A 1,936-nucleotide genomic window follows, 5' to 3' on the forward strand; every position below is an offset into this window, starting at 1 on the left:
CCCGTTCTTTTGCGCCCTCTGCTGAGTTCGTTGCGGGGGCGAATGTGTCTGGGGAGTGGTATGAGCGGGCTGGGGTGGATCGTGAGGGGTTTTGGGCGGAGCAGGCTGGGCGGTTGTCGTGGGAGCGGCGGTGGGATCGGGTGCTGGACTGGTCCGGGGCTCCGGTGGCGCGGTGGTTTGTGGGTGGCCGGTTGAATGTGGCTTATAACTGTGTGGATCGGCATGTGGAGGCGGGGTTCGGCGATCAGGTCGCGTTGCATTGGGTGGGGGAGCCGGGTGATCGGCGGGATGTGACGTATGGGCAGTTGCAGGCCGAGGTGTGCCGGGCGGCGAATGCGTTGGTGTCGTTGGGGGTGGGGTCGGGGGATCGGGTCGCGATTCAGTTGCCGATGATCCCGGAGGCGATCGTGGCGATGTTGGCGTGCGCGCGGATCGGGGCGTTGCACAGTGTGGTGTTCGGGGGGTTTTCCCCGGCGGCGTTGCGGTCGCGGGTCGATGATGCGCGGGCGAAGGTGGTGATCACCTCCGATGGGCAGTATCGGCGGGGTAAGGCGGCGCCGATGAAGGCCAATGTGGATGAGGCGTTGGCGGGGGCGGAGTCGGTGGCCTCGGTGGTGGTGGTGCGCCGGACCGGGGATGAGGTGCCGTGGGTCGAGGGCCGGGATGTGTGGTGGCATGAGCTGGTCGAGGCCCAGTCGCAGGAGCACACGGCGGAGGCGTTCGACGCGGAGCATCCGTTGTTCATCCTCTACACCTCGGGCACGACGGGGAAGCCGAAGGGGATTCTGCACACTTCGGGTGGGTTTTTGACGCAGGTGGCGTACACCCATGATGCGGTGTTCGATCACAAGGCGGGCGAGGATGTGTACTGGTGCACCGCCGATATCGGGTGGGTGACCGGGCATTCCTACATCGTGTACGGGCCGTTGGCGAACCGGGCCACGCAGGTGGTGTATGAGGGCACGCCGAACACCCCGCACGAGGGGCGGCACTGGGAGATCATCGACGAGTACAAGGTGTCGATCTACTACACCGCGCCGACGTTGATCCGCACGTTCATGAAGTGGGGCGCCGACATCCCCGCCCGCTACGACCTCTCGTCGCTGCGGGTGCTGGGCAGTGTGGGTGAGCCGATCAACCCGGAGGCGTGGATGTGGTACCGCGAACACATCGGTGGTGACCGGTGCCCGGTGGTGGACACCTGGTGGCAAACCGAGACCGGGGCGATCATGATCTCCCCGCTGCCCGGGGTCACCGCCACCAAACCCGGCTCCGCGCAACGCACCCTGCCCGGGATCTCCGCGAAGGTCGTCGACGACCAGGGCGTGGAGGTCCCCCCGGGCGGCGGCGGCTACCTGGTGCTCGACCAGCCGTGGCCGGCGATGCTGCGCGGGATCTGGGGCGACGAGCAACGCTTCCGCGACACCTACTGGTCCCGCTTCGCCGAGCAGGGCTTCTACTTCGCCGGTGACGGCGCGAAATACGACGACGACGGCGACATCTGGCTACTGGGCCGCGTCGACGACGTCATGAACATCTCCGGGCACCGCATCTCCACCACCGAGGTCGAATCCGCCCTCGTGTCCCACCCCGACGTCGCCGAAGCCGCCGTCGTCGGCGCCACCGACCCCACCACCGGCCAGGGCATCGTCGCGTTCGTCATCCTCCGCGGCACCGCCGCCGACCACGGCGACGACACCGCCACCACCCTGCGCAACCACGTCGCAAGCGAAATCGGCCCCATCGCCAAACCCCGCCAAATCCTCGTCGTCGGCGAACTCCCCAAAACCCGCTCCGGCAAAATCATGCGCCGACTCCTCCGCGACATCGCCGAAAACCGCGAAATCGGCGACGTCACCACCCTCGCCGACACCACCGTCATGGACCAAATCACCACCGGCCTCAACAAAAACACCACCGACGAATAACCATCCGA

Annotated in this window: 1 protein-coding gene; it reads left to right on the forward strand. The window is 66.9% G+C overall.

Going from position 1 to position 1,936, the window contains the following annotated elements; all coding sequences use genetic code 11:
• A partial coding sequence (gene acs / locus D0C15_RS33795; protein WP_116052091.1) for an acetate--CoA ligase occupies positions 1-1,928 on the forward strand: 1,928 nt, incomplete at its 5' end.
• Positions 1,929-1,936 lie beyond the last annotated feature (8 nt).

It is taken from the genome of Amycolatopsis palatopharyngis (assembly GCF_003385185.1).
In the GTDB taxonomy this organism is placed as follows: Bacteria; Actinomycetota; Actinomycetes; order Mycobacteriales; family Pseudonocardiaceae; genus Amycolatopsis; species Amycolatopsis palatopharyngis.